Source organism: Modicisalibacter sp. (genome assembly GCF_055145905.1).
Window position 1 is genome coordinate 85,794 of sequence record NZ_JBSREH010000001.1, and the last position, 19,773, is coordinate 105,566.

Sequence of the window (19,773 nt, forward strand, 5' to 3'; positions counted from 1 at the left end):
TTCAGGCAGTTGATGGACTTGCCGCTTGCCGCCGCCCGCCGGCGGGCGGATTGCAGTCAAGCGCGCGGCTTTATACCATAGAATGATGCCAGAATGAAGCCGATGCCCCGCGCCGCGCGGGCTTCCCACGCTCCCGATTCGAGACCCCATGAACGCTCCCATCAAGACTCCCGACGAAATCATCAAGATGCGCGAGGCCGGCCGGCAGGCCGTCGCCGTCTTCGCGCTGCTCGACCAGCACGTGCGTGCCGGCGTCAGCACCGGCGAGCTCGACCGCCTGTGCCACGACTTCATCGTCAACGAACTGGGCTCGGTGCCCGCCCCGCTCAACTACCACGGCTTTCCCAAGTCGATCTGCACCTCGATCAACCATGTGGTGTGCCACGGCATCCCCGACGACGGCAAGACCCTCCGGAAGGGCGACATCATGAATGTCGACATCACCGTCAAGACCGCCGACGGCTACCACGGCGACTCCAGCAAGATGTACGTGATCGGCGAGAGCATCCAGGGCGAGCGGCTGTGTCGCGTCACCCAGGAATGCCTGTACAAGGGCATGGCGCTGGTGCGCCCCGGCACCCGGCTCTCCGAGATCGGCCGCGTCATCCAGCAGCATGCCGAGGCCAACGGCTACTCGGTGGTCCGCGACTTCTGCGGCCACGGCATCGGCAACGTCTTCCACGAGGAGCCGCAGGTGCTGCACTACGACGGCTACGCCCCCGAGGCCGACATCGCGCTGGCCGAGGGCATGTGCTTCACCATCGAGCCGATGATCAACGCCGGCGGCTACCGCACCAAGGTGCTGCGCGACGGCTGGACGGCGGTGACCCGCGACAAGAGCCTCTCCGCGCAGTGGGAACACACCCTGGCGGTCACCGCCACCGGCGTCGAGGTGCTGACCGCCCGCCCCGAGGAAGACCTGTCCTTCCTGCAGGGCTGATCGCCACACGCCGCGCCGCCCGTTTCGGAGAGCCATCGCGCATGCTGCTGCACCACTACCGCTTCGTCCCGGACGAGACGCTGTTCGACGCCACGGCGTTCCGCGCCGCGCTCGACACCAGCCGCTCGCCGATCCCGGTCTACAAGCAGGCGCTGCGCGAGATCCAGGAACGCCTCGATGCCCGCTTCCGGGCCGGCGCCGACATCCGTGACCTGGTCCACGGGCGCGCCTGGTGCCTGGACCGGCTGCTGGCCATCGCCTGGGAACGCCACGCCTGGCCCGACGACGGCGTGGCCCTGCTCGCGGTGGGCGGCTACGGCCGCGGCGAACTGCACCCGCACTCCGACATCGACCTTCTGCTGCTGCTCGAGCGCGACGACGACACCCCCTACCGCGAACCGCTGACCGCCTTCATCACCTTCCTCTGGGACATCGGCCTGGAGATCGGCCACAGCGTGCGCTCGCTGGCCGACTGCGAGCGCGAGGCCCGCAACGACGTCACGGTGATCACCAACCTGCTCGAGACGCGCACCCTGGCCGGTCCCGAGCGGCTACGCGAGGCGATGGGCGAGCGCCTGTCGAGTGCACGCATGTGGCCGCCGGACCAGTTCTTCGAGGCCAAGTGGCAGGAGCAGATCGCCCGCCACTACAAGCACAACAACTCCGAGTACCAGCTCGAGCCCAACATCAAGAGCTCCCCCGGCGGGCTGCGCGACATCCAGATGATCGGCTGGGTCGCCAAGCGCTACTTCGGCCCGCTGCGCTACGAGGAGGTGGTCGCCCAGGGCTTCATGAACGACGCCGAGCTGCGCATCCTCAGCCAGGGCCAGGCCTTCCTGTGGCAGGTGCGCTACGCCCTGCACATGCTCACCGGACGCGCCGAGGACCGCCTGCTGTTCGACCACCAGCGGGCCATCGCCGAACTGTTCGGCTACCACGACTCGCCGGGGCGGCTGGGCGTCGAGCAGTTCATGAAGCGCTACTACCGTCACGTCACCGCCCTGGCCGGGCTCAACGACATGCTGCTGCAGCATTTCGACGAGATGATCCTGCGCGCCGACGAGGTGCTCGAGACCCGTCCGCTCAACGCCCGCTTCGAGGTCAAGGGCGGCTATATCCAGGCGCGCCATCCCCGCGTCTTCCTGCGCCGCCCCGGGGCGCTGCTCGAGCTGTTCCTGCTGATGGCCCAGCATCCCGAGATCGAGGGCGTGCGCGCCACGACCATCCGCCTGATCCGCGATCACCGTCACCTGATCGACGAGGGCTTCCGCGACGACCTGCGCCACCAGAGCCTGTTCATGGAGCTGCTGCGCAGCGGCGGCAACGTGGCCCGCCAGCTGCGGCGCATGAACCGCTACGGCATCCTCGGCAAGTACCTGCCCGAGTTCGGCCAGGCGGTGGGCCTGATGCAGCACGACCTCTTCCACCTCTACACGGTGGACGCCCACACCCTGCGCCTTTTGACCTTCATTCAGCGCTTCCGCGAGCCCGAGGGCCGCCAGGACTTCCCGGTCGCGGCCACCCTGGTCCATCAGTTGCCCAAGCTGGAGCTGCTGTGGATCGCCGGGCTCTTCCACGACATCGGCAAGGGCCAGGGCGGCGATCACTCGCACATCGGTGCCGGCCTGGTCACCGCCTTCGCCGAGCGCCACGGCCTGTCGCCCCGCGACACCCGGCTGGTCGCCTGGCTGGTCGAGCACCACCTGCTGATGTCGAAGACCGCGCAGAAGCGCGACATCTCCGACCCGGACGTGATCCGCGAGTTCGCCGGCCAGATGCGCGACGAGGTGCACCTCGACTACCTCTACGTGCTCACCGTCGCCGACATCACCGCCACCAACCCCTCGCTGTGGAACGGCTGGCGGGCCGCCCTGCTGCGCCAGCTGCACAGCGAGACCAAGCGCGCCCTGCGCCGCGGCCTGGAAAACCCCATCGACCGCGACGACTGGATCCGCGAGACGCGCACCGAGGCCCTGGCCCTGCTGCGCACCCTGGGCGTCGACGCGGAGCGCGTCGAGGCGCTCTGGGACACCCTCGGCGACGACTACTTCGTGCAGTACGCCCCCAGCGAGATCGCCTGGCACACCCAGGGCATTCTCGCCCACGGCGGCTCCGAGCTGCCCATGGTGCTGGTCAGCGCGCCGGCCGAGGGCACCAGCGAGGGCGGCACCAAGGTGTTCATCCACACCCCCTCGGTGGATGACCTGTTCGCCGCCACCGCCGCGGCGCTCGACCAGCTCGACCTGTCGATTCACGACGCGCGCATCGCCACCTCGAGCAACAACCGCACGCTCAACACCTTCATCGTGCTCGACGACAACAACGAGCCGATCCGCGAGCCCGCCCGGCTCGAGCGCATCCGCGAGCACCTGATCGAGGAGCTCGACGACCCGGACGACTACCCGCAGATCGTCAACCGCCACACGCCGCGTCAGCTCAAGCACTTTCGCGTGCCCACCCAGGTGCTGATCGAGCCCGACGGCGCCAACGCCCGCACCATGCTGGAGCTGATCGCCCCCGACCGGCCGGGACTGCTGGCCCGCGTGGGGCGAATCTTCATGGAGCAGCACATCGCGCTGTCGGCGGCCAAGATCGCCACCCTCGGCGAGCGCGTCGAGGACGTGTTCTTCATCACCGACAAGAACGGCGAGCCGCTCACCGACCCCGAGCGCCAGGCCGAGCTGCGCCGCCGGCTGTGCGAGACCCTCGACGTGTGACGCGTCGGGCCAATCCTGAGTATTTGAGGGGGTCTCCTGGCTTCCCTATAATCGGTGGCTTCGCGCCGTACGGCACTCATAACGACATTCGCCCGCTCGCCGGGCCGCTGGCACCCCATGAATCCCAATCTCGACGCGCTCAAGCCCTACCCCTTCGAGAAGCTCGCCGCGCTCAAGGCCGGCCTGACGCCCCCCGACCGCTCGCCGATTCCGCTGACCATCGGCGAACCCCAGCACGCGCCGCCCGCGGCGGTGCTCGAGGCGCTCGCCCGCCACGAGGGCGACGTCGCCCGCTACCCGGCCACCGCCGGGCTGCCCGAGCTGCGCGAGACCCTCGCCGGCTGGGCGACCCGGCGCTTCGGCCTCGCGCCGGCCAGCCTCGACCCGGAACGCCACGTGTTGCCGGTCAACGGCACCCGCGAGGCGATCTTCGCCTTCGTTCAGGCCGCCCTCGATCGCAGCCGTCCGGCGAAGGTGGCGATGCCCAACCCCTTCTACCAGATCTACGAGGGCGCCACCCTGCTGGCCGGCGGCACGCCGCTGTATCTCGACTGCACCGCCGCCAATGACTTCCGCCCCGATCTCGATGCCGTGCCGGCCGAGGTCTGGCGCGAGGTGCAGCTGGTCTTCGTCTGCTCGCCGGGCAATCCCACCGGGGCGGTGACGCCGCTGGACGACTTCCGGCGGCTGATCGAACTCGCCGACGAGCACGACTTCCTGATCGCCTCCGACGAGTGCTACTCGGAGCTCTACCTGGACGAGGCCGCGCCACCGCCGGGGCTGCTCGAGGCCTGCCGGACGCTGGGCCGCGACGACTACCGGCGCTGCATCGTCTTCCATTCGCTGTCCAAGCGCTCCAACCTGCCGGGGCTGCGCTCCGGCTTCGTCGCCGGCGACGCCGCACTGATCGCGCCCTTCAAGCGCTACCGCACCTACCACGGCTGTGCCATGCCGCTGCACGTGCAGAAGGCCTCGATCGTCGCCTGGAGCGACGAAGCCCACGTGCGCGCCAATCGCGATGCCTACCGCGAGAAGTTCGCCGCCGTCACCGCGATCCTCGCGCCGGTACTGGACTTCCCAGCCCCGCAGGCGAGCTTCTACCTGTGGCCGGCGGTGCCGGGCGGCGACGACGAGGCCTTCACCCGCGCGCTGTTCGCCGAGGAGCACGTCAGCGTGCTGCCCGGGCGCTACATGTCCCGCGACACCCGGGACGGCAATCCCGGCGCCGGGCGCATCCGCCTGGCGCTGGTCGCCGAGGTCGAGGCCACGGCCGAGGCCGCCCGGCGCCTCCGCGCCTTCATCGAACGCCGCCAGTGAGAGGAAACCCCGCCCCGATGATGACGCTCTACGGCATCAAGAGCTGCGATACCTGCCGCAAGGCCCGCAAGGCGCTCGACGCCCGCGGCATCGCCCATGGCTACCACGACCTGCGCGCCGACGGGCTCGACGCCGCGACGCTGGATCGCTTCATCGCGCTGGCCGGCCTCGAGACGCTGCTCAACACCCGCAGCACCACCTGGCGCGGGCTCGACGAGGCCGAGCGCCAGGCCGCCCGGGACGACGCCGGGCGCGCCCGGGCACTGATCCTGGCGCAGCCGACCCTGCTCAAGCGCCCGCTGCTCGACACCGGCGAGACGCTGATCGTCGGCCGAGCGCGCGACGACTATGCCGACCTGACTTGAACCTGCCCTTCATCCACGTTTCAGGAGACTGCACATGCTGAGTTTCGCCCTCGGAATCGGCCATCAGAACACCCAAGGCGACTGGCTGGACGTCTACTACCCGGCACCGCTGTTCCAGCCCGACGCCGCGCTGATCGATGCCGCCCGCCAGGCGCTCGACGCCCCGGCCGGCAACGCCGCGGTGAGCTTCCTGCCCGAGCACTGCGCGGCACTCGCCGAGGCGCTCAAGGCCGCCGGCCAGGCCGAACAGGCCGAGCTGGCCGCCAGCCTCGCCGCCAGCCAGCGTCCGCTGGTCGCCACCTTCCTCGAGGTGGACCAGCCGCCGCAGAGCGTCCCGGAGGTCTATCTCAAGCTGCACCTGCTCTCGCACCGCCTGGTCAAGCCTCATGGCGTCGACCTCACCGGCATGTTCGGCCTGCTGCGCAACACCGCCTGGACCAGCGAAGGCCCGATCGACGTCGAGGAGCTGCCGGAGCGCCGCCTCAGGGCCCGCCTCGAAGGCCGCGTGCTGTCGGTGGACTGCGTCGACAAGTTCCCCAAGATGACCGACTACGTGGTCCCCCGCGGCGTGCGCATCGGCGACACCGCCCGCGTGCGCCTCGGCGCTCATCTCGGCGAAGGCACCACGGTCATGCACGAGGGCTTCGTCAACTTCAACGCCGGCACCGAAGGCCCGGGCATGATCGAGGGTCGCATCTCTGCCGGCGTGATGGTCGGCAAGGGCTCGGACCTGGGCGGCGGCTGCTCGACCATGGGCACCCTCTCCGGTGGCGGCAACATCGTCATCAAGGTCGGCGAGGGCTGCCTGATCGGCGCCAACGCCGGGATCGGCATTCCGCTGGGCGATCGCTGCACCGTCGAGGCCGGCCTCTACCTCACCGCCGGCGCCAAGGTCGTGGTGCTCGACGACCAGGGCCAGGAAGTGCGTACCGTGGCGGCCCGCGAGCTGGCCAACCAGAACGACCTGCTGCTGCGCCGCAACTCGCTCAACGGGCGCATCGAGTGCCTGACCAACAAGAGCGCCGTCGCGCTGAACGAAGCGCTGCACGCCCACAACTGAGATGGCGGCGCCCGCCCACGCGGGCGCCCCACCGGCCGACTACCAGGAATCCGCATGTCTTCGTCCGACTCCCCCGCGTCGCTGTCGCCGACGCTCGAACTGGCCATGGCGCTGATGCGCCGCCCGTCGGTGACGCCCGACGACGCCGGCTGCCAGGCGCTGATGATCGAGCGCCTCGAGCGCCTGGGCTTTCGCGTCCAGCGTCTGCCATTCGGCGAGGTCGAGAACTTCTGGGCGGTGCGCGGGCATCACGGCCCGGTGCTGGCCTTCGCCGGCCATACCGACGTGGTGCCCAGCGGTCCCGCGGCGCAGTGGGACGCCCCGCCCTTCGAGCCGTGCATCAATGCCGTCGGCGAGCTGTGCGGGCGCGGTGCGGCCGACATGAAGGGCAGCCTGGCGGCGATGGTCACCGCCGTCGAGCGCTTCGTCGCGGCGCACCCGGACCACCCCGGCCAGCTCGCCTTTTTGATCACCGCCGACGAGGAAGGCCCCGCGGTCGACGGCACCCGCGCGGTGGTCGAGCACCTGCGCGAGGCCCACGAGCGGCTCGACTACTGCATCGTCGGCGAGCCCTCGTCGAGCGAGCGCCTCGGCGACACCATCAAGAATGGCCGCCGCGGCTCACTGGGCGGCGTGCTTCATGTGCACGGCGTGCAGGGGCACGTGGCCTACCCGCACATGGCGCGCAATCCCATCCACGAGGCGGCCCCGGCGCTCGACGCCCTGTGCCGCGAGCACTGGGACGACGGCAACGCCTTCTTCCCGGCGACCAGCTTCCAGATCTCCAACATCCGCTCGGGCACCGGCGCCACCAACGTGATCCCCGGCGAGCTGGAGGTGGTGTTCAACTTCCGCTACTCCACCGAGCTCACCCACGAGACGCTGCGCCGGCGCACCGAGGCGATCCTCGACGCCCACGGGCTCGACTACCGCCTCGACTGGACGCTCAACGGCGAGCCCTTCCTCACCGACCATGGCCCGCTCATCGACGCCACCGTGGCCGGGGTCGAGGCGGTGACCGGCCTGACGCCGACCCTGTCCACCGCCGGCGGCACCTCGGACGGGCGCTTCATCGCCACCCTCGGCTGCCAGGTGGTGGAACTCGGCCCGCTCAACGCCACCATCCACAAGGTGAACGAGCGCGTGCGCGCGGCGGATCTCGACACACTGAGCCGGGTCTACGAGTCGATTCTCGTCCGGCTGTTCACCTGAGGCTGCCATGGAACGCTACCCCGATATCGAAATCTATCTGGCCGGCGCCGACCTCGAGGCCCTCAACGCCTGGCTGGGGGAGCGCCTCGATGCCGCCCCGCTGCAGCCGGCCGGCAAGCGCAAGTGGCGCGGTCGCGGCTACTGCGCGGGAGAAGCGATCCCGGTGCTGCTGGTCGAGGGCGTGGCCGACGGCTTCGCCAGCCTGTGGCTCGACAGCCCCGCCACGCCCTGGCCGCGGGACATCGACCTCGCCCGCGAGGCCGTGCAGCGCCTGGGCTGCGAGGTGCGCTGCTCGCTGGGCGGCTGGCAGCCCGGCGACGACCCCGACCGCTTCTGGCAGGTCTGCCCGAACGGCCACGAAGGCCCCATCGACTGGCCGGACTCGGGCCAATAGGCCATGCTGCGGGCACGTTGCTCGCTCTTCACTCTCCCCATGCCGACAAGGATGCGATGCCATGGCGGAATCCAAGCCGGTCATCTATGCCGCCATGGGCGGCAATCTGCTGATCGCGATCACCAAGTTCGTTGCCGCCGCTTTCACCGGAAGCTCGGCGATGCTCTCCGAAGGCATTCACTCGGTGGTCGACACCGGCAACCAGGGCCTGCTGCTGCTGGGCCTGAAGCGCGCCAGTCGACCACCCAGCGCGCAGTTTCCCTTCGGCCACGGCAAGGAGGTCTATTTCTGGAGCTTCGTGGTCGCGCTGCTGATCTTCGCCGTGGGCGCCGGCGTCTCGATCTACGAGGGCATCAACCACATCCTTCACCCCGAGCCGATGCAGTCGCCGTTGATCAACTACATCGTGCTGGGACTGGGGATTCTCTTCGAGGGGGCGTCCTGGGCCTTCGCACTGAACGCCTTTCGCAAGACCAAGGGCAAGTGGGGCTATGTGCAGGCGGTGCGCCGTGGCAAGGACCCGACCATGTTCATGGTGGTGTTCGAGGACTCCGCCGCCCTGCTCGGTCTCCTGGTGGCGCTCGGCGGCATCTGGCTGAGCGAGTGGACCCACAACCCAATCTTCGATGGCATCGCCTCGGTGATTATCGGCCTGATCCTCGGCGGCACGGCGATCTGGCTTGCGGTCGAGACCAAGGGGTTGCTGATCGGTGAAAGTGCCAATCGCGGTGTGGTCGATGCCATTCGCCACCTGGCCGGCAACGCCGATGCCGTGGAATCGGTCAACGAGGTGCTGACCATGCACATGGGGCCGGACTTCGTCCTCGCCACGCTCAGCATCCGTTTCCGGCGCGGCACGCCCGCCGAGCGCATCGAGCGGGCCATCGCCACGCTGGACCGGGACATCAAGGCCGAGGTGCCGACGGTCAAGCGGGTGTTCGTCGAGGCCGAGGCCCGCGCCGATGTGGACGAACGCCCGGATCACGGCGAGGAGCCGGCCAACGCCCCGGCCTGAACGACATCGCCCCGGCGAGGGCCGGGGCGATGGCGTTTCGGGAAGCGCGGGTGGGACTCAGGTGATGACGGTGACGTCGTCGGCCTGCAATCCGCGCTCGTTCTGGACCACGTGGTAGCGCACCTTCTGCCCCTCGGCCAGGGTACGATGCCCCTTGCCGCGGATGGCGCGAAAGTGCACGAATACATCCTCACCGCTCTCGCGAGTGATGAAGCCGTAGCCCTTGTTGACGTTGAACCACTTGACCTCGCCGGTCTCGCGATCATCGCTTTCGATGTCCGCCAGGTTGGCCAGCTGTGGGGTGAGAATGTTAACGGCCAGCGTCGCCACCAGTAGAATCACGAAGATCGCCACGGCGCTGGCCACGTAGATACGCTCGATACCATCGAGCTCCAGGGCCTTTTCCAGCTCGCCGGTCAATGCGCCATCGGCCAGCGAGGCAAACAGGGCGATCAGCAGCGGTGCGGGAGCGGCCAGCAGGAGACTGATGATACTGCAACGCAGTAATACCTTTCGATTCATGGACCTCGGGTTCTCTTGTTGTCAACCAAAAACGGCCCGATCGCCGAGGCGACGGGCGATGTCATGAAAAATCAAGGTGTCGCGATGAACGGCAACACACAGCGCAGCGATTCTAGCATGATCGAAAATGGCACGCTTATCAGCCGCCTGGAGGCACACATCGAGGCGCTGGAGAGCCGGCTGGCCTATCAGGAGCACTGGCTGGACACGCTGGACCGCGCCGCCGTGCAGCAGGAACAGCGCCTGAGCCAGCTCGAGCGCATGAACGAACTGATGCAGCAGCGCCTGCGCGATCAGAACCAGGCTCTGGAAAGCCTGTCTCCGGAGCCCGGGGCATCGGACGAGCGCCCGCCCCATTACTGAGGCCCACAAGGCGCGACGTGCCGACCGGACTCGAGGCGGCCGGCAAGGGCCGGGGGGACAGCGAAGGCGAAAACGAAAAGGAGCGCCGCATGGCGCTCCCTGAGTCGATCAGACTGCTGTCAGGCGCAGCCAGCCCGGCCAGCGATCACTCCAGACCGTCGAGGTAGCGCTCGGCGTCAAGCGCGGCCATGCAGCCGCTGCCGGCGGAGGTAATGGCCTGGCGATAGACGTGGTCCATGACGTCCCCGGCGGCGAACACGCCCGGTACGCTGGTGGCGGTGGCATTGCCGTCGAGCCCGGAACGCACCGTGATGTAGCCGCCGTTCATCTCCAGCTGGCCCTCGAAGAGGCCGGTATTGGGCGTATGGCCGATGGCAATGAACACGCCCGGGGCCGACAGCTCGCGGGTACTGTCATCCAGCATGGAGCGCAGCCGCACGCCGGTGACGCCGGAGCCGTCGCCAAGCACCTCGTCGACGGTCTGGTTCCACTCGACGGCGATATTGCCGTTGTCGACCTTCTCGAAGAACTTGTCCTGCAGGATCTTCTCGGCGCGCAGGCTGTCGCGGCGATGCACCAGCGTCACCCGCGAGGCGATGTTGGACAGATACAGCGCCTCCTCGACGGCGGTGTTGCCCCCGCCGACCACCACGACCTCCTGGTTGCGGTAGAAGAAGCCGTCGCAGGTCGCACAGGCGGACACCCCCTGGCCCATGAACTGCTGCTCGGAAGGCAGGCCCAGATAGCGCGCGCTGGCGCCGGTGGCGATGATCAGCGCGTCGCAGGTGTAGAGGCCGTTGCTGCCCTTGAGGGTGAAGGGCCGGCTGCCCAGCACCACCTCGTCGATGTGGTCGAAGAGGACCTCGGTGTTGAAGCGCTCGGCGTGACGCTTCATGCGTTCCATCAGCTCCGGGCCCTGCACCCCGGCATCGTCGCCCGGCCAGTTATCGACATCGGTGGTGGTAGTCAGCTGGCCGCCGGCCTGCATGCCGGTGATCAGCAGCGGGCTCAGGTTGGCCCGGGCCGCGTAGACCGCCGCCGTGTAGCCCGCCGGACCGGAGCCCAGGATGATCAACCGCTGATGACGCGCTTCACTCATGAAAAAATCCTCTTCGGCAAGGACGCCGTCGGGAAACAACAGCGGCCGTTGAAGTCTCGAGGTGGACTGGGAGCTGGACTCGACGCCGACCACCTCATCGAATGCAGATCGCAGTCTACCGTGTTTTCCCTGTCCCAGACGACGAAGGGCGGCCCGCAGGCCGCCCCGTCACACCCGGGAACCGTTACAGTTCCTTGGAGTGCTCGCCGAGGTACTTGGCGACACCTTCGGCGGTATCCTTCATGCCTTCCTGGCCTTCGTCCCAGCCGGCCGGGCAGACTTCGCCATGCGTCTGGTGATGCTTGAGCGCCTTGACCATGCGCAGCATCTCGTCGACGTTGCGGCCCAGCGGCAGGTTGTTGACGGTCTGGTGCTGGACCACGCCGTCCTCGTCGATCAGGAAGGAGGCGCGCAGGGCGACACCCGCTTCCGGATGCTCGATGCCGTAGGCCTGGACGATCTCGTGCTTGACGTCCGCCACGACCGGGAAGCCGACTTCACCGATGCCACCGTTGTCCGGCGAGGTCTTGCGCCAGGCGTAGTGGGTGAACTGGGAGTCGATGGAAGCGCCGATGACCTCCACACCCAGCTCCTTGAACTGCGCCAGACGGTTGTCGTGGGCGATGATCTCGGAGGGGCAGACGAAGGTGAAGTCCAGCGGCCAGAAGAACAGCACGCGCAGCTTGCCGTTGCTGTCGGACAGCTTGAAGTTGTCGACGATGGTGCCATCGCCCAGAACGGCGGCCGCTTCGAAATCCGGTGCCTGACGTCCAACCAGTACGCTCATGTAACGCTCCTTGAGAGTTGAGTGTGGTCGCTTGTGAATGATGACGAGGACGAGGTTACGATCGCCCCCGCGATCTGCCAATTTGATAACCCCAATGATCGATATAGGGCATGCCTATCGGCCGTGCCCTACACGATGTCGTCGTCGCGCGCCACCGTCACCCGTTCGATGTCGCCGAGCACGCAAGAAACCTCCACGCCGACCTGCATCGGGGCACAGCAGCGCGGACAATCCTCCCAGGTCACGTGACTGCCCTGGCTGGCATCGACCAGCAGGTCGAAGGCAGCCCCGCAATAGGGGCAGTGGGTCGCATGCGAGGTGAGCATCTCTTCATTCATGATCGGCTCCCACCCTGCGCGTCGATGCCATCTCTGAGATCAGGATTTGGGGGCATCGGCGCCAGCTTTCAAGGGGCGAATTGACGGTCCTGTTCAGGATAGTCGAGCCGGCGCCGAACACCCATCGCCGATTGGGCCCGCTTGAATTCTCGACCTATCATTGCCATGTGATGGATAAAGGCAATGCGGGCCAAGTGTCGACAATCCCGCCCCTGGGCGTAGTATCGTAGCCCTAGTCAATCAGGAACCTGACCACTCGGGAGACGGTGACCGGCACCACCGGCAGGCCGTTGAAGCCGGCAGTTCCGCCGCCCGAGTCGACGCCCAAGCAAGGCATGAGGAGGAGTCCATGAGCGCTGACGAAACGCCGACCACCCTGAGCACTCTCGAGGCCGGGGGCTCGACCTACCACTACTACAGCCTGCCCAGGGCCGCCGAGGCACTGGGCAACATCGACCGGCTGCCCTTCACCCTCAAGGTGCTGCTCGAGAATCAGCTGCGCTTCGCCGACGACGAGACGGTCTCTCGCGAGGACATGCAGGCGCTGGTGGACTGGCAGAAGGAAGGCCGCTCGAGCCGCGAGATCGGCTACCGCCCCGCCCGCGTGCTGATGCAGGACTTCACCGGCGTGCCCGGCGTGGTGGACCTGGCCTCGATGCGCGACGCTGTGGCCCGGCTCGGCGACGACCCGGCGCGTATCAACCCGCTGTCGCCGGTGGACCTGGTCATCGACCATTCGGTGATGGTCGACCACTTCGGCGACCCGTCGGCGTTCAAGGACAACGTCGCCATCGAGATGGAGCGCAACCGCGAACGCTACGAGTTCCTGCGCTGGGGCCAGCAGGCCTTCGACAACTTCCGCGTGGTGCCGCCGGGCACCGGCATCTGCCACCAGGTCAACCTGGAGTACCTGGGCAAGGCGGTCTGGACCAAGGAGCAGGACGGCAAGACCTTCGCCTACCCTGATACCCTGGTGGGCACCGACTCCCACACCACCATGATCAACGGCCTGGGCGTACTCGGCTGGGGCGTCGGCGGCATCGAGGCGGAGGCCGCCATGCTCGGCCAGCCGGTATCGATGCTGATTCCCGAGGTGATCGGCTTCAAGATCACCGGCAAGCTGCGCGAGGGCATCACCGCCACCGACCTGGTGCTGACGGTGACCCAGATGCTGCGTCAGAAGGGCGTGGTCGGCAAGTTCGTCGAGTTCTACGGCGACGGCCTCAAGGACATGCCGGTGGCAGATCGCGCCACCATCGCCAACATGGCGCCCGAATACGGTGCCACCTGCGGCTTCTTCCCGGTCGACGAGCAGACCCTCGACTACCTGCGCCTCTCCGGGCGCGACGAGGCGCAGATCGCCCTGGTCGAGACCTACGCCAGGGAACAGGGCCTGTGGCGCGAACCCGGGCACGAGCCGATCTATTCAGACACCCTGGAACTCGACATGGGTGATGTCGTGGCCAGCCTGGCCGGGCCCAAGCGCCCGCAGGACCGGGTGGCACTGACCGACATGAAGACCACCTTCGAAAAGCTGATGAACGGCGACGCGCCGGATGCCCCTCCCGAGGAGCAGGGCAAGTGGCAGTCCGAGGGCGGCCACGCGGTGGACGACGTCGAGCTGCACGACCGTCATCGCCACTACGAGCACACCGACAGCCAGGACGTCGAGTTCGACGGCGAGTCGTTCAAGCTCAACCCGGGCGCGGTGGTGATCGCCGCCATCACTTCCTGCACCAACACCTCCAACCCCAGCGTGATGCTGGCCGCCGGCCTGCTGGCCCGCAAGGCCGTGGAGAAGGGCCTGACCACCAAGCCGTGGGTCAAGACCTCGCTGGCGCCGGGCTCCAAGGTGGTGACCGACTACCTCGCCGCCGGCGGCGTGCAGGACGACCTGAACGAACTCGGTTTCAACCTGGTCGGCTACGGCTGCACCACCTGCATCGGCAACTCCGGCCCGCTGCCCGAGCCGATCGAGAAAGCGATCGACGATGGCGACCTGACCGTGGCTTCCGTGCTCTCGGGCAACCGCAACTTCGAGGGGCGCGTGCACCCGCTGGTCCGCACCAACTGGCTGGCCTCGCCGCCCCTGGTAGTGGCCTACGCCCTGGCCGGCAACGTGCGTGTCGATCTCTCCAGGGAACCGCTGGGCACCGGCAAGGATGGCCAGCCGGTCTATCTCAAGGACATCTGGCCCAGCCAGGCCGAGATCGCCAAGGCCGTGGAGCAGGTCAAGACCGACATGTTCCGCAAGGAATACGCCGAGGTCTTCGACGGCGACGAGACGTGGCGCTCGATCAAGGTGCCGGAAAGCAAGGTCTACGAATGGTCGAAGGATTCCACCTACATCCAGCACCCGCCGTTCTTCGAGGGCATGGGCAAGCAGCCCGAGCCGGTCGAGGACGTCAAGGGCGCGCGCGTGCTGGCGATGCTCGGCGACTCGGTGACCACCGACCACATCTCGCCGGCCGGCGCGATCAAGCCGGACAGCCCCGCCGGGCGCTACCTGCAGGAACACGGGGTGGCGGTGAAGGATTTCAACTCCTACGGCTCGCGGCGCGGCAATCATGAGGTGATGATGCGCGGCACCTTCGCCAACGTGCGCATCAAGAACGAGATGCTCGACGGCGTCGAGGGCGGCTACACCCGCCACGTGCCCTCCGGCGAGCAGCTGTCGATCTACGACGCAGCGATGAAGTATGTCGAGGACGACACGCCGCTGGTAGTGGTCGCCGGCAAGGAGTACGGCACCGGCTCGTCACGCGACTGGGCCGCCAAAGGCACGCGGCTGCTGGGTGTGCGCGCGGTGATCGCCGAGTCCTACGAGCGCATCCACCGCTCCAACCTGATCGGCATGGGTGTGCTGCCGCTGCAGTTCCCCGAGGGCGAGGACCGCAAGTCGCTGGGGCTGACCGGCGACGAAACCTTCTCCATCGAAGGGCTCAAGGACCTCGAGCCGGGCAGCACCGTCAAGGTGACCATCGGCACCGACAAGGGCGAGAAGACGCTCGACGCCAAGTGCCGCATCGACACCGCCAACGAGCTGGAATACTACCGCCACGGCGGCATCCTGCACTTCGTGCTGCGCAACATGCTCCAGTGAAGCCGTGCCGGGGAAGCGCCCCGGGCATCACTCGGCGCAAACGGAAACGCCCTGCCAGCGAGGCAGGGCGTTTTCACGTCATGGCATAGTCGGCCGAGACAAGGCTATGCGAGGGCGCTGTAGACCCTTCCCTGGGCGCTACTTTTGCCATCTGACCGCCATGGATGGCGGAAATGCCGAAATGGAAGGGATCATTTTTCGGCCATGGCAAAAGACCCTCGCGTCGACTTGTCACTGCCTGCCATGACCCGCTTTTTAGAAAAGCGCTTAGAACGCGCGACGCCGATAACGCCGATAACGCGGATACCAGAAGTTGTGCTCGATCGCCTCCCACAGCACTTCATCGCTGGAGGACAGCGCCACGCCTTCCTCCTGGGCCTGCTTGGCGACATCGAAAGCGATCGACTTGCTGATCTCGCGGATATCCTTGAGTGACGGCAGCAGCGCGCCCTCGCCCTTCCTGACGATCGGCGCGCCGTTGGCCAGGGCGTTGGAAGCCGCCATCAGCATGCCGTCGGTGACCCGCGAGGCGTTGGACGCGACCACGCCGAGCCCCACGCCGGGGAAGATGTAGGCGTTGTTGCACTGGGCGATGGCGATCTCGCGCTCGCCGACCTTGACCGCCGGGAAGGGGCTGCCGGTCGCGACCAGCGCCTGGCCGTCGGTCCAGTCGGCGATTTCCTGGGGCGTCGCCTCGACCCGCGAGGTGGGGTTGGACAGCGGCATCACCACCGGGTTGGGGCAGTTCTCGTGCAACGTGCGGATCACCTCTTCGGTGAACAGGCCGCGTTGACCGGATACCCCGATCAGGATGGTCGGCCTGGCCGAGGCGATCACGTCGAGCAGCGAGCGACCCGGCCAGTCGGCCAGCTCCGCGGGGTCATGGGCCAGGCGCTGCTGGAAGTCGCGCAGGCCGTCCATGTCGCTGGTCAGCAGGCCGTGGCGATCCACCATGTAGACCCGCCGGCGTGCCTCGTCCTCGCTCAGCCCCTCGGCCTGCATGGCGACGATGATCTGCTCGGCGATGCCGCAGCCGGCGGAACCGGCGCCGACGAAGGCCACCCGCTGGTCGCCGAGCCGGGCATCGCGCGACTTGCAGGCCGCCAGCAGGGTGCCCACGCAGACCGCGGCAGTGCCCTGGATGTCGTCGTTGAAGCAGCACAGCTCGTCGCGGTAGCGTTCGAGCAGCGGCATGGCGTTGGTCTGGGCGAAGTCCTCGAACTGCACCAGGGCGTTGGGCCAGCGACGCTTGACCGCCTGCATGAACATGTCGATGAACTCGGCGTACTCCTCGTCGCCGATGCGCTTGTGGCGCCAGCCCATGTACATCGGATCATCGAGCAGCTGCTGGTTGTTGGTGCCCACGTCGAGCATGATCGGCAGCGTGTAGGCCGGGCTGATGCCGCCACAGGCGGTATACAGCGAGAGCTTGCCGATGGGAATGCCCATGCCGCCGATGCCCTGGTCGCCGAGCCCCAGGATCCGCTCGCCGTCGGTGACCACGATCACCTTGACCCGGTCCTTGGTGGCGCTGCGCAGGATATCGTCCATGTGCTCCCGGTCGGGATAGGAGACGAAGATCCCGCGGTGGTTGCGATAGATATTGGAGAACTCCTCGCACGCCTCGCCCACCGTCGGCGTGTAGATGATCGGCATCATCTCCTCGAGATGCTCTTCCAGCAGGCGGAAGAACAGCGTCTCGTTGTCGTCCTGGATCGAGCGCAGGTAGATGTGCTTGTCCAGATCGGTCTTGCACAGGCGGTACTGACGGTAGGCGCGCTCCGCCTGCTCCTCGATGGTCTCGACATTCTGGGGCAGCAGCCCGATAAGATTGAAGTCGATGCGCTCCTTCAGGGTGAAGGCGCTGCCCTTGTTCAGCAGCGGCATCTCCAGCAGCGACGGACCGGCATAGGGGGTATAGAGGGGGCGCTTGGCGTTCTCGCTCATCTCTCGACTCGAGGTTGGTGTGACGACGTTCGCGCGGGCTGCGATGACGTTCAGCAAACGACGCGGCGAACACGGAAAAGCGACAGATACGATAACACAGCCGCCCGTTCGACCGCCTCGAAAGCACGGCGCTTTCCTGCGCTTCGACAGGAAGTGCATTGACCGGGGCATCGGGCTTTGCTCAACTGATGGCTCGCGATCGACGGCAAGAGACACAGCATGGCAGCCCTTCCCCCGGTCCGGCGCAGCGCCGAGACGTCGGCCGCCGGAACGCCGGCCGCCGGATTCGCCTTCAACGGGCAGGAGATCAACGGCGCCCTGGGGGATCTGGGCACCCTGCTGCCGCTGACGCTGGGCATCCTGGCCCTGGGCGTCCTGCCCCCGGGGCCGGTGCTGTTCGGGTTTGCGGCATTCTATCTCGCCACCGCCTGCTGCTACCGTCTGCCGCTTCCCGTGCAGCCCATGAAGGCCGTGGCGGCGATGCTGCTGGCCACGGGCATGACGGCCCAGGCGGTGGCCCTGAGCGGCGTGATGATCGGGGGAGTGATGCTGATGCTCGGGCTGACGGGGTGGATCAATCGCCTGAGCCGCCCGATACCGCAGTCCGTGCTCGCCGGGCTGCAGCTCGGCCTGGGCGTGATGCTGGCCCGGGCCAGCCTGGCGCTGATGGCCGAGGCGCCCTGGCTGGGAGGCGTGACGCTGGCGGTTCTGCTGGTGAGCATGCGCCGGCCGCGCTGCCCCTCGGTGCTGATCACCCTGCTGGTCGCGGTGGGGCTGGGCCTGATGCAGGGCGGCGACAGCCCGATCGCCATGCCCGATTCCCACCCCCTGCTGGCGCTGGCCGCCTGGCCGGACCTCGGCACCATCGAGCACTCCCTGACGACGCTGGTGCTGCCCCAGCTGTCGCTGACGGTGACCAATGCCGTGGTGCTGACCGCCCTGGTGGCCGGCGACTACTTCGGCGAACGCGCGGCGCATGTCACGCCCGCGCGCCTGTCGATCACCACCGGCCTCGCCAACCTGGTGCTCGCGCCGTTCGGCGCCCTGCCGATGTGCCACGGCGCGGGCGGACTGGCGGCCCACTACCGCTTCGGCGCACGCACCGGTACGGCCCCCCTGCTGCTGGGCCTGGCCCTGCTCGTCATGGCCTGCCTGCCGGCACAGTGGGGGCTGGCGATGCTGGCCGCCATCCCCGCCGCCGGGCTGGGCGCCCTGCTGCTGGTGGCCGCCTGGCAGCTGGCCGTCACCCGGCGGCTGTTCGACAGCCGGCCCGACTGCTGGCCGGTGATCGCCGCGACCGCCGCGGTGACGGTCGCGGTGAATCCCTTCTGGGGGCTGGTCGCCGGTGCCGCCGCCGAATGGGGACGGGTCAGATGGACCCGGTACCGTCGCGCTCGCGACGCCTCAGCGCGGTGACGCCGCGAAGAACCACGGGCGCAGCCTGACACCCAGCATGTTGCCGGCGAAGGCGGCCAGCGAGGCCGCGAGGACCAGGCAGCCGGGCGCCCCGTCGTCGAAGCCGGCCCTGTGTGCGCTACCGGCCGCTAGATGAAGCGCCCCAGACCGACGGCGTGACGCAGCCTGTCCATCAGCGGCGCGGCTTCCGCCCGGGCTCGATCGGCCCCCTTGCGCAGCACGGCCTCGATATGGCCCGGGTCCTCCATCAGCGCCTGATAGCGCTCGCGAGGCTCGCGCAGGTGGGCGTTGAGGTACTCGAACAACTCGTTCTTGGCCTCGCCCCAGCCGATGCCCTCGGCGTAGCGCTGGCGCATCGCCGCACTCTCCTCGGCGCTGGCGAAGGCCGAGTAGATCTGGAACAGGGTGCAGCTATCCGGATCCTTGGGCTCGCCCGGCTCCAGGGAGTTGGTCTTGATCTTGCGCACCAGCTTGAGCAGCTTTTTCTCGGAGACGAACAGCGGAATGGTGTTGTTGTAGCTCTTGGACATCTTGCGTCCGTCGAGCCCGCCGAGCACTTCCACCTTCTCGTCGACCACCGCCTCGGGCAGCGTGAAGTACTGGCTCTTGTAGAGATGATTGAAGCGCCCGGCCATGTCGCGGGCCATCTCGATGTGCTGGATCTGGTCGCGCCCCACCGGCACCTTGTTGGCGTTGAACATCAGGATGTCGGCGGCCATCAGCACCGGGTAGCCGAACAGCCCCATGGTGATGCCGCGATCGAGGTCCTGGCTGCCGGCCGCCTCGTTCTCGGCGACCGCGGCCTTGTAGGCATGGGCCCGGTTCATCAGCCCCTTGGCGCAGACGCAGGACAGCATCCAGGTCAGCTCGGGAATCTCGGGGATGTCCGACTGGCGGTAGAAGATCGCATTGTCGGTATCCAGCCCCAGCGCCAGCCAGGTGGCGGCGATCTCCAGGCGCGACTGCTGGACACGCTTGGGATCCTGACACTTGATCAGGGCATGCAGGTCGGCGAGGAAGTAGAACGACTGGACATCGGGGTTCTGGCTCTCGGCGATCGCCGGCTTGATCGCGCCGACGTAGTTGCCGAGGTGGGGCGTGCCGGTCGTGGTGATGCCGGTGAGCACGCGGGTCGTCTTGGCGGCTGTACTCATGGAAAGCGGACTCTGCTGTCGGAA

The 19,773-nt window shown here is 67.7% G+C and carries 17 protein-coding genes; 11 read left to right on the top strand and 6 right to left on the bottom strand.

Going from position 1 to position 19,773, the window contains the following annotated elements; all coding sequences use genetic code 11:
- The first annotated feature begins 148 nt into the window (after nt 1-148).
- The 8 genes from map to ACTCB7_RS00420 all read left to right on the top strand — a co-directional run bounded on the left by map (nt 149) and on the right by ACTCB7_RS00420 (nt 9,020).
- Nucleotides 149-940, top strand: coding sequence for a type I methionyl aminopeptidase (gene map, locus ACTCB7_RS00385; RefSeq protein ID WP_463005167.1), 792 nt, complete (start codon nt 149-151; stop codon nt 938-940).
- A gap of 41 nt (nt 941-981) precedes the next feature.
- The gene (locus ACTCB7_RS00390) at nt 982-3,657 is read left to right on the top strand and encodes a [protein-PII] uridylyltransferase (RefSeq protein WP_463005168.1); all 2,676 of its coding nucleotides are present in this window, start codon (nt 982-984) and stop codon (nt 3,655-3,657) included.
- Between the two features lie 117 nt (nt 3,658-3,774).
- The gene (gene dapC / locus ACTCB7_RS00395; RefSeq protein ID WP_463005169.1) at nt 3,775-4,974 is read left to right on the top strand and encodes a succinyldiaminopimelate transaminase; all 1,200 of its coding nucleotides are present in this window, start codon (nt 3,775-3,777) and stop codon (nt 4,972-4,974) included.
- A gap of 17 nt (nt 4,975-4,991) precedes the next feature.
- Entirely contained in the window at nt 4,992-5,339 is a 348-nt protein-coding gene (locus ACTCB7_RS00400; RefSeq protein WP_463005170.1) for an ArsC family reductase, read from the top strand.
- A gap of 34 nt (nt 5,340-5,373) precedes the next feature.
- The gene (gene dapD / locus ACTCB7_RS00405) at nt 5,374-6,399 is read left to right on the top strand and encodes a 2,3,4,5-tetrahydropyridine-2,6-dicarboxylate N-succinyltransferase (protein WP_463005171.1); all 1,026 of its coding nucleotides are present in this window, start codon (nt 5,374-5,376) and stop codon (nt 6,397-6,399) included.
- 54 nt (nt 6,400-6,453) lie between these two features.
- Nucleotides 6,454-7,611 (top strand): succinyl-diaminopimelate desuccinylase, encoded by a 1,158-nt coding sequence (gene dapE / locus ACTCB7_RS00410; protein WP_463005172.1) that lies wholly within the window; start codon nt 6,454-6,456, stop codon nt 7,609-7,611.
- Between the two features lie 7 nt (nt 7,612-7,618).
- Nucleotides 7,619-8,005, top strand: a complete 387-nt coding sequence (locus tag ACTCB7_RS00415) for a hypothetical protein (protein ID WP_224415731.1) — start codon at nt 7,619-7,621, stop codon at nt 8,003-8,005.
- A gap of 61 nt (nt 8,006-8,066) precedes the next feature.
- Nucleotides 8,067-9,020, top strand: a complete 954-nt coding sequence (locus ACTCB7_RS00420; protein WP_463005173.1) for a cation diffusion facilitator family transporter — start codon at nt 8,067-8,069, stop codon at nt 9,018-9,020.
- Nucleotides 9,021-9,077: 57 nt separating this feature from the next.
- Here ACTCB7_RS00420 and ACTCB7_RS00425 read toward each other — a convergent pair whose 3' ends face one another.
- Nucleotides 9,078-9,542, bottom strand: coding sequence for a cold-shock protein (locus ACTCB7_RS00425; protein WP_463005174.1), 465 nt, complete (start codon nt 9,540-9,542; stop codon nt 9,078-9,080).
- Nucleotides 9,543-9,626: 84 nt separating this feature from the next.
- Between ACTCB7_RS00425 and ACTCB7_RS00430 the strand changes: the two genes are divergently transcribed.
- Entirely contained in the window at nt 9,627-9,905 is a 279-nt protein-coding gene (locus ACTCB7_RS00430) for a SlyX family protein (protein ID WP_463005175.1), read from the top strand.
- 145 nt (nt 9,906-10,050) lie between these two features.
- Here the strand turns inward: ACTCB7_RS00430 and trxB are convergent, their stop codons facing one another.
- The 3 genes from trxB to ACTCB7_RS00445 form a co-directional block, all read right to left on the bottom strand.
- A complete protein-coding gene (gene trxB, locus ACTCB7_RS00435; protein WP_463005176.1) occupies nt 10,051-11,004 on the bottom strand; it encodes a thioredoxin-disulfide reductase in 954 nt (317 codons plus the stop codon).
- Nucleotides 11,005-11,188: 184 nt separating this feature from the next.
- Nucleotides 11,189-11,791 (bottom strand): peroxiredoxin, encoded by a 603-nt coding sequence (locus ACTCB7_RS00440; protein WP_163649990.1) that lies wholly within the window; start codon nt 11,789-11,791, stop codon nt 11,189-11,191.
- A 128-nt stretch (nt 11,792-11,919) separates the two neighbouring features.
- Nucleotides 11,920-12,129 carry a zinc ribbon domain-containing protein gene (locus tag ACTCB7_RS00445; RefSeq protein ID WP_163649989.1) on the bottom strand — a complete coding sequence of 70 codons (210 nt, stop codon included), beginning with the start codon at nt 12,127-12,129 and terminating at the stop codon, nt 11,920-11,922.
- Nucleotides 12,130-12,478: 349 nt separating this feature from the next.
- Here ACTCB7_RS00445 and acnA point away from each other — a divergent pair, with 349 nt between their 5' ends.
- Nucleotides 12,479-15,232, top strand: coding sequence for an aconitate hydratase AcnA (gene acnA, locus ACTCB7_RS00450; protein WP_463005177.1), 2,754 nt, complete (start codon nt 12,479-12,481; stop codon nt 15,230-15,232).
- Nucleotides 15,233-15,499: 267 nt separating this feature from the next.
- Here acnA and ACTCB7_RS00455 read toward each other — a convergent pair whose 3' ends face one another.
- A complete protein-coding gene (locus tag ACTCB7_RS00455) occupies nt 15,500-17,179 on the bottom strand; it encodes an NAD-dependent malic enzyme (protein WP_224415736.1) in 1,680 nt (559 codons plus the stop codon).
- A gap of 219 nt (nt 17,180-17,398) precedes the next feature.
- Between ACTCB7_RS00455 and ACTCB7_RS00460 the strand changes: the two genes are divergently transcribed.
- Nucleotides 17,399-18,595 (top strand): putative sulfate/molybdate transporter, encoded by a 1,197-nt coding sequence (locus tag ACTCB7_RS00460; RefSeq protein ID WP_224415737.1) that lies wholly within the window; start codon nt 17,399-17,401, stop codon nt 18,593-18,595.
- A gap of 128 nt (nt 18,596-18,723) precedes the next feature.
- Here the strand turns inward: ACTCB7_RS00460 and ACTCB7_RS00465 are convergent, their stop codons facing one another.
- Nucleotides 18,724-19,749 carry a tryptophan--tRNA ligase gene (locus ACTCB7_RS00465; protein WP_463005178.1) on the bottom strand — a complete coding sequence of 342 codons (1,026 nt, stop codon included), beginning with the start codon at nt 19,747-19,749 and terminating at the stop codon, nt 18,724-18,726.
- Nucleotides 19,750-19,773 lie beyond the last annotated feature (24 nt).